Origin of the sequence: Maribacter sp. (genome assembly GCF_049667165.1) — a bacterium.
Taxonomy (GTDB): Bacteria; Bacteroidota; Bacteroidia; order Flavobacteriales; family Flavobacteriaceae; genus Maribacter_A.
Window position 1 is genome coordinate 1 of the sequence record NZ_JBATHS010000084.1, and the last position, 8,984, is coordinate 8,984.

An 8,984-nucleotide genomic window follows, 5' to 3' on the forward strand; every position below is an offset into this window, starting at 1 on the left:
ATCTAAAATAACAGAGAGCATGCCAAAAAGAAAAGATTTAAAGTCAATTTTAATTATAGGTTCAGGTCCAATCATAATAGGGCAAGCGTGTGAATTCGATTATTCGGGATCCCAAGCACTGCGTAGCTTACGTGAAGACGGTATAGAGACTGTCTTGATCAACAGTAATCCCGCTACCATCATGACCGACCCCACCATGGCCGATCATGTGTACTTAAAACCACTGACGACAAAATCGATTCTTGAAATTTTAAAAGAGCACCCAGAAATCGATGCGGTCTTACCTACCATGGGGGGGCAAACGGCATTGAACCTGTGTATAGAAGCCGATGAAAAAGGGATTTGGGAAGACCATAAGGTCGAGATAATCGGTGTTGATATCGATGCCATAAATATTACCGAGGACCGTGAGAAGTTTCGGGAACTGATGTTGAAAATCGGGATCGGAATGGCCCCTCAAGCGACAGCGACCTCATTTTTAAAGGGGAAGGAAATCGCCCAGGAATTCGGGTTTCCTTTGGTTATCCGGGCTTCCTATACCTTAGGGGGCGCTGGTGCTTCCATCGTCTATAAAGCTGAGGACTTTGATGAATTATTAAGCAGGGGACTCGAAGTTTCCCCCATTCATGAGGTCATGATCGATAAAGCCTTGATGGGGTGGAAGGAGTATGAATTGGAATTGCTGCGCGATAAGAACGATAACGTGGTGATTATCTGTGCCATTGAGAATATGGATCCCATGGGAATCCACACAGGGGATTCCATTACCGTGGCACCCGCAATGACCTTGTCAGATCGCACCTACCAAAGAATGCGTGATATGGCCATAAAAATGATGCGCAGTATCGGGGATTTTGCTGGAGGATGTAATGTGCAGTTTGCCGTAAGCCCTGATGAAAAAGAAGATATCATTGCCATCGAGATCAATCCCAGAGTGTCCCGTTCCTCCGCCTTGGCATCGAAGGCAACGGGGTATCCCATTGCGAAAATCGCTTCAAAATTAGCGATTGGGTACCACTTGGACGAACTCGACAATCAAATCACCAAGTCGACATCGGCACTTTTTGAGCCTACCCTCGATTATGTGATCGTAAAGATACCTCGATGGAATTTCGATAAGTTCGAAGGATCCGACAGAACGCTAGGGCTCCAGATGAAATCCGTTGGTGAGGTTATGGGTATTGGTCGTTCTTTCCAAGAAGCATTGCATAAAGCCACACAATCCCTTGAAATAAAAAGAAACGGACTTGGTGCCGACGGAAAAGGGTATACCGATTATGAGCAGATCATAAATAAATTGACCATACCAGGTTGGGACCGGGTTTTTGTCATTTATGATGCCATACAACTTGGGATCCCATTACGAAGGATCCATGACATCACAAAAATAGATATGTGGTTCTTAAAGCAATATGAAGAATTGCATTTGCTTGAAAAGGAAATATCGCAATATACGATCGCCAGCCTGCCGAAAAGTTTGCTATTGGAAGCTAAACAAAAAGGTTTTGCCGATAGGCAGATAGCGCATATGCTTGATTGTTATGAGAGTGAGGTCTACAATAAAAGAGATGAGCTCAATGTAAAAAGGGTGTATAAATTGGTGGATACCTGTGCGGCGGAGTTCAAGGCGATGACACCTTATTATTATTCCACCTTTGAGGCGGAATATGAAACCGCGGATGGGGTTAAAAAGGTAGAGAACGATAGTATCGTCAGCGATAAGAAAAAGATAGTGGTACTCGGCTCGGGACCTAACCGAATCGGACAGGGCATCGAATTCGATTATTGTTGTGTGCATGGGGTTTTGGCCGCTGCGGAATGCGGATATGAGACGATAATGATCAATTGTAATCCCGAAACTGTATCCACGGATTTCGATACGGCAGATAAATTATATTTTGAACCCGTATTCTGGGAACATATTTATGATATCATTCGTCATGAAAAGCCTGAGGGTGTCATAGTCCAATTAGGGGGGCAAACCGCCTTGAAACTTGCTGAAAAGTTAGACAAATATGGCATCAAGATCATAGGTACCAGCTTTAAGTCCTTGGATCTGGCCGAGGATAGGGGAAGTTTCTCCACCTTATTGATGGAAAACAATATCCCTTTCCCTCAATTTGGGGTTGCCGAAACTGCCGACGAAGCATTGGAATTGGCCGATACACTCGATTTTCCATTGTTGGTTAGACCTTCTTATGTGTTAGGGGGTCAAGGCATGAAGATCGTGATCAACAAGCAGGAACTGGAAGCCCATGTGGTGGATCTACTCAGAAAGATACCAAATAATAAGCTGCTTTTAGATCATTATTTGGATGGTGCCATTGAAGCAGAGGCCGATGCCATTTGTGACGGTACCGATGTCTATATTATCGGAATCATGGAACATATAGAGCCTTGTGGGATCCATTCAGGAGATTCCAATGCCACTTTGCCTCCATTTAATCTAGGGGAATTCGTGATGCAACAGATCAAGGATCATACGAAGAAAATTGCCTTGGCCTTGAATACGGTCGGGCTGATCAACATACAGTTCGCCATTAAAGACGATATGGTCTATATCATCGAGGCCAATCCGAGAGCCTCCAGGACCGTACCTTTCATTGCAAAGGCCTATAAGGAACCGTATGTGAATTATGCCACCAAGGTGATGTTAGGGGAGAAGAAGGTGAAGGATTTTAAGTTCAATCCGCAACTTGAAGGCTTTGCCATAAAGCAACCGGTATTTTCGTTCAACAAATTCCCGAACGTAAACAAAAACCTAGGTCCCGAAATGAAGAGTACCGGGGAGAGCATTCTTTTTATCGATAGTTTAAAGGACGACGAGTTCTACAACCTCTATTCAAGAAGGAAGATGTACCTAAGTAAATAAATGGGATTCCAAAACCAGTATTCCAAATAGTGCTTTTTTGGATATTAATGGTTATTTTGAATTTAGGATTGTTGAATCCGTTTCCATAGTGCCCGGTCATTGCAATCGGAATCGAAAAATAAACTACTTATTTTAAATTTGGAACTGATCAAAAGGTCGAAATAATGAAGACGGATTCTTTTTATCTTGTTCGAAAGGAAATTTTTATCCCAGTCTTCATGCAACCGTTTAAAATGCTGTGTTCCTAGCCTTTATAATGCTTTAGTTTGATTGATGCTAAGTACTTCGCTGTGCTCTTTGATAATACTATTGAATCTTTTATAATCGACCTCAAGAAAGTCACGGTTCAACATATTGATAGGTGTCCCTTTTAGTACACTAAAACCGATCAAAAGTCACCTTTTTGATTAAATTTGAAAAAATGCCCAATTAAACCTATAAAAAAATCATAGAAGTTGCAACCGACAATAGAGAAGATATCATTTTGCTGAAAGACCTAATGCGTTTTTCTGTCGATTCAAGTATAGAACAATACATAATTCAAAACGAATTGAAACTCTTCATTGCGAATCGCATCGATGTGAATATTCTTCCTTTGACAATAAATCCTGCAATCGCCGATATGATCCAAAGTATCGGATTTTCAAGAACTTCCGCGATTCAATTTTTGGATAGTTCAAGTGAAAATGCGCTGTTGTAAAAAAAATCGATAATTTTGAGTGACCAAATCGACAAATCGTGTCTATGTCGGTAGAGGGGTAACCAAAATTGACCGATGTATTAAATGGATTCCAAAATTGAGCAAAGTATTGCGCATCAGAAAGTATTCGATATTCAACCTATCGACATACTTGTTGGGTCGTATCGACAAAAATTAGAGGACTGCGCTTCTGCAAAAGAACTTGGGGAAACCATTATAAATTCTTTTATTGATTTCAGCAATGCTTACATAGCTTTAGGTAATTCTGAATCCAGAAAGCTCAAAGAGATTAGTGATGCCAATGAACTTGGCATTTATCTGCTGCATTTTAGACTTCCAGAAACATTTAAAGAACTTCTTTTTCTGCATAGGGATGTACTGCTCCAACTTGCGATAGCCAAGCATAAAAACTTAGAAGGACTCGTGGCCGAAAAAGTATTGGAAGATCATTTTGTTGAAAGTAAAGAGGTGCTTCTAAAGGCAGTAGATCATTTTAGGGAAAAGATGCTTTTCGAATATAATGGTGCAGTGCGTTTGACACAAACCAAAGTAGGAATTAGTGCAAAATTAAAACATCACCAGAACCCTTGGGAAATCTATGAAGCGCAGTTCTCCAGCATACAAGAACAAATTATCCAAATCGACACAGCTACCAATTCCTATACAAAAGCGGTACAGATTTTCGATGGTATAAGAAAACATACCCATGATATTTGTGCTTTATTGCTGAAAGAAGATCATAGTTTCGTTTCAGCTGCGGAAACTGGAGTTGAAAAATTAAAGGAAATCAAAGAGGTTTCCGAAATCGATGAATTTCTGTCATGGTTGGATGAAGAGCTTTCAAAACTTGACCTTGATAATCAGCTGCAAGAAAATTTCACTGCTTTTTTAGAATCCAAGACCCAGACTTTGGGATCCATAACCCTTCCTATAGAAACTTCTGAAGGTTTGCTCCTTACAAAAAAAATAGAATTGGACAAAGCGACCCAGAAATGGCTCGATTACACTCCGTTGCCCTACCTTATCGAGTTGTTCGAAAATAGACTGCATACGTTATCATATTATCGGCTTAGCCTCTTGAACCTTCAAAACTCACTTCAATTGGTCAAGACCACAGGCTCATTGGAAACGCTGCCCAATCAATTGGAAGGACAACGTAATATTGGCGATACCCTTAAAAGTCACATCGCAAAACAGGAGAAAGTCATCAAGGAAATCCAAGGAATCATGGATGCCGACTTCTTAGCGACCAATATATATCATCAGGAGGATTTTTTAGAAGTATCCTTACAATCTTCCCTAGCTCAATTGACTTCACAAAGGGTAAGCCTTTTCGATGGCTTCAGAAAAAAGCTTAGGAAGTTTTTCAGTCGAGTCGGTTCAAAATACGAACAGAACGTTTTAGACAATTCTGCCCAAAAGTTAGAACGGTCAATGCGTTGCATAGAACACAGAATGTTCAAAGAAGTGAACGCTCACTACGATACTCTTTTTCTGAATAAAAACTTTGTGGGTGATCTATTTCTTGTTGCTAGGGAAGAAGCTGAGGCAACATTGTTACGTGCCATTACAAAATGGCGGTCGGGTGCATTCAAATCTATCTTGGTATTGGGTAATCCGCTAAGTGGTAAATCTACATTCATTGAAAAAATGGCCAAAGACCATTTTGGAAAACATATTCTATTCCTTAATGTCGATAGCGATATTGTAGTAGAGGGACGAAAATTCAAGACTTCCAAAGACTTGGCGGAAGCCTTGAACCACGTAAAGAAAAATATATACAATACACGGCCCGTCGTAATCATAGATGACATCGAACTTTGGCGCGACAAAGAACACACACTTATAGAAAATGTACAAGCAGCGATCAGGTTCATCGAATCTGAATCCGAACACGTATTTGTAATAATAGCAACTTCGCAAATGATGAAGAACCATCTAGATAAGCGATCTTCCTTTTCCAATACGTTCAGTACGCTCATAGATATTGAACAGGCAACGTTTCAGACCATCTATAAAGCCATATTGCTGCGTAATGGAGCTTCACATCGCACTTTGATCGACAATGATGGTAACCCATTGACTGATAAGCAGATTGAACAAAGCATACAAAAGCTGTGTAGAACTTTTAATTACAACCTTGGCGAGGTACTTCAAGCATGGACCTATGGTACCAAGATGACTACGGATAATAAAGTGATTTTTAAAGACTGGAATAGCACGTTCGAAGATTTTTTTACGACATCGGAAGTTATTATTTTAAAATACCTAGTACTTTATAGCTACGTAAACGAGATTATCTTAAAAGAATTCATGGGCAAACGTTTTGATAAGAGTTATAGATCCGGGCTTCGAAGATTGATCAACACAAAAGTGCTGTTACGTGAGGAAAATGGGAATTTGAAGATAAATTCCGTGCTGAAATATGACATACGCGAACTTTTAAAATATAGGGGTATCCTCAAATAAATGGAAGAAGTAACCACATTTTATTCATGGAAAGGACTGTTGTACCTAATGTTGCTCTTAATGGCTATTTATTGGGCGACAAAATTAATCGCATTTGTTGTAAAGGGCTTCTTCAAACGCAATATAACCAATAAAAGAATTGCTCATTATTTCGACAAGCTTTTCATGTTATATAAACCAGTGGCATTTGTACTGGTACTTCTTGATTTTATTTCGATAAATTATATAACCCACGGAATACTATTGTTGATTCTTAGTGTTTTCGGCTATCAACATATCAGAAACTATATAAGCGGTCTTTTTTTCAAGACCAATCCCTTGGTTGAAGTCGGAGCTCAAATAACCACAAATACGCTTCGAGGCGAAATAAATACACTTTTGCCTTTCGGTTTTGTGCTAAACACGGAGAATGGCGAACACTATTTGGGCTATACAGCGGTCGAAAGTGAAGGCTTTTCAGTGCATACCGCAACCGAGACAACTTTACGTCAAACACTTTATTTGCGAACAGAATTGAACAAGGAAGAAATCTTGAACCTGCTTTTTGACAATCCCATTCTTGATTTTGAAGAAGTACCATCATTAAAAACTGGCGAACATCCAGGAACTTTACGCCTGCAATATACACTTGAAAAAGGAGCAGCGCCCGATGACCTTATTGCATATTTTAACACTTTGGACATTGAAACTAATTTAACAGCTAGTACTGATTAACTATGGAAATTATATCGTCTTACAATTTAATTATCGAGGTATCCCTCATCATCGTTTTCTCATTCTTGTTCAATGGCCTGTCTAAACGCACCAATATTCCGGCGGTGCTCATGCTTATTGTATTGGGGGTTGTTTTGCAATATGGACTCATATTCGCCAACGCCGGTGAGATAGATTTCTTCCCCGTCCTCGAGATTTTGGGCATTGTGGGGTTGATTATGATCGTACTGGAAGCCGCATTGGAACTGGAGCTGAAGAGGGAAAAATTGATGCCGATACTCAAATCCATGGCGGTTGCCCTCATAGGCCTGGTTGCATCTGCATGGGTGGCCGCATTGATCCTTTACCAGTTCATTCCAACAATGACCATGCAATCGGCGTGGTTGTATGCAACACCCTTATCCATTTTATCAAGTGCCATTATCATTCCAAGTGTAACCGAATTAAAAGGGCACAAAAAGGAATTTCATATTTACGAGAGTACCTTTTCCGATATCATCGGTATTATGATGTTTTATTTTTTGACGGGCAAATTGAATCCTGCTGAAGATTCCGGGGTTGTTGGGTTCACTGGAAATCTTCTGTTGACCATAGTAATTGCTCTCATTGCTAGCTATGCCATCATATTAATCTTTCAAAAGATAAAAAGCAACGTAAAACTTTTCTTGTTGATAGCCGTTTTGCTTTTGCTTTATGCGGTTGGGAAGAAAATGCATCTTTCCTCTTTGATAATCATATTAATATTTGGGTTGGTGATTGCAAACATGAAATTGTTTTTTCAAGGTAAGTTGACCAAGTTTCTTGATTATAATAAAGCACACCATATTTATCATGAACTGCACACGATTACAGCGGAGACGGCCTTTTTGGTGCGAACTTTTTTCTTCGTCATCTTTGGTTTGACTATTGCAATTACGTCATTATTCGATTTGAACGTTGCTTTGATCAGTACCTTGATTATCTTAACTATATATGCCATACGTTTTGTTCTATTGCTTATTTTCGTGGGCAAGGATATTGTTCCCCAACTTTTCATAGCCCCACGCGGATTGATTACCGTTCTGTTGTTCTACGCGATCCCTGTTGAGGCACAGATTGCAGAATTCAACCAAGGCATCCTTCTTTTTGTTATCATAGGTACAAGCCTGATCATGACTTTCGCAATGATTTATGACAAACGTCGGAGTTCGAAGGCTATCAACCTAGCAAAGTCTAGAAAAGTGGGGTCGGTTACCTGGAAGGCACCTACTATTGACCATTCTTAATTGTGGTATCAACGGCATTTTTAACTATGTATTGAGTACATCAAATGGCATTGAAGCAAGCATCGTTTCTACCTTGTTTGCCATAAGTCCCGCAACAGGGTTTCCAGCTGTATCCTAGACCCGAAAGAAAATCGAAATTTTGCTTGGTAACGTAGTGAACTTCCCTTGTATGGAGAGCACCAATTGGCCATCTCCCAGATTTAGGCATTTATCAACGGGTATACCTATGACCCAAACCAGGTGCGCTCGGATTCAAAACGGCATTGTTTTTATCTTTACCACAACTGGTTACTAATAGTGCAAAAAAGGTATTAGCAGAGCAGTAATTTTGACTAATACCTTCATTTGTAAATACGTAATTATTAGTTCTTCTTTTATAGGTTTCTTGGGGTTACTTTCTAATCAACAAAGAGATCTCTACCCGTCTGGCATCTGTTTCATTGGCTGCCATATAATCGATACCATGGTATTGGGTCAATATTCGTGTAGGATGGATTCCCTTCAGGATCAATGCCTTTTTAACTTCTTCGGTACGCTGCATCGATATTTTTTCATTCTGTTTCGTCGATCCTGTATTGCTGGCAAAACCTTTTACAAGTACATCAATATTTTCGTTGGAGTCCAGAATACTGTATAATCCATCAATGATTTGGGTTGTTTCCGCATTCAGGGCAGTAGAATTGTTCGCGAAGAAAATTTGTTTTTTATAATCTTTATACGTCTTACTGAGCATAAAATAGTCCGTAGGAGCATTCTTTTTAGCGACCATTTCATTCTGAAGTTCGGAAAGCTTTTCCTGTAAGGCCATGAATTCTTCGTTATAGCTCTCTTGTTCCGCTTTTGGCACTTCCGTAATCTTCATATTGCGTAAAGAATCCAATTGCCGCTGTAATCGAAGCACATCTTCTTGCTGGTTTTTAGAAGTGATTTCTGGCTGCACGACGATCACCGGATTGTCCGTAAC

The 8,984-nt window shown here is 39.9% G+C and carries 6 protein-coding genes; 5 read left to right on the plus strand and 1 reads right to left on the minus strand.

What is annotated here, in order from left to right; translation table 11 throughout:
• Window positions 1–19: 19 nt before the first annotated feature.
• From carB to WBM98_RS04630, 5 genes are all read left to right on the plus strand, one after another.
• Window positions 20–2,872, plus strand: coding sequence for a carbamoyl-phosphate synthase large subunit (carB, locus tag WBM98_RS04610; protein ID WP_424364855.1), 2,853 nt, complete (start codon window positions 20–22; stop codon window positions 2,870–2,872).
• A 484-nt stretch (window positions 2,873–3,356) separates the two neighbouring features.
• On the plus strand, window positions 3,357–3,572 hold the full coding sequence (locus tag WBM98_RS04615; protein WP_424364856.1) for a hypothetical protein: 216 nt from the start codon (window positions 3,357–3,359) through the stop codon (window positions 3,570–3,572).
• 84 nt (window positions 3,573–3,656) lie between these two features.
• Window positions 3,657–6,041 (plus strand): AAA family ATPase, encoded by a 2,385-nt coding sequence (locus WBM98_RS04620; protein ID WP_424364857.1) that lies wholly within the window; start codon window positions 3,657–3,659, stop codon window positions 6,039–6,041.
• Window positions 6,042–6,755, plus strand: a complete 714-nt coding sequence (locus tag WBM98_RS04625) for a hypothetical protein (protein ID WP_424364858.1) — start codon at window positions 6,042–6,044, stop codon at window positions 6,753–6,755. It abuts the gene before it with no gap.
• Between the two features lie 2 nt (window positions 6,756–6,757).
• Window positions 6,758–8,020, plus strand: coding sequence for a cation:proton antiporter (locus tag WBM98_RS04630; protein ID WP_424364859.1), 1,263 nt, complete (start codon window positions 6,758–6,760; stop codon window positions 8,018–8,020).
• A gap of 391 nt (window positions 8,021–8,411) precedes the next feature.
• Here the strand turns inward: WBM98_RS04630 and WBM98_RS04635 are convergent.
• Window positions 8,412–8,984: OmpA family protein (locus WBM98_RS04635; protein WP_424364860.1), on the minus strand; the 573-nt coding region annotated here is incomplete at its 5' end.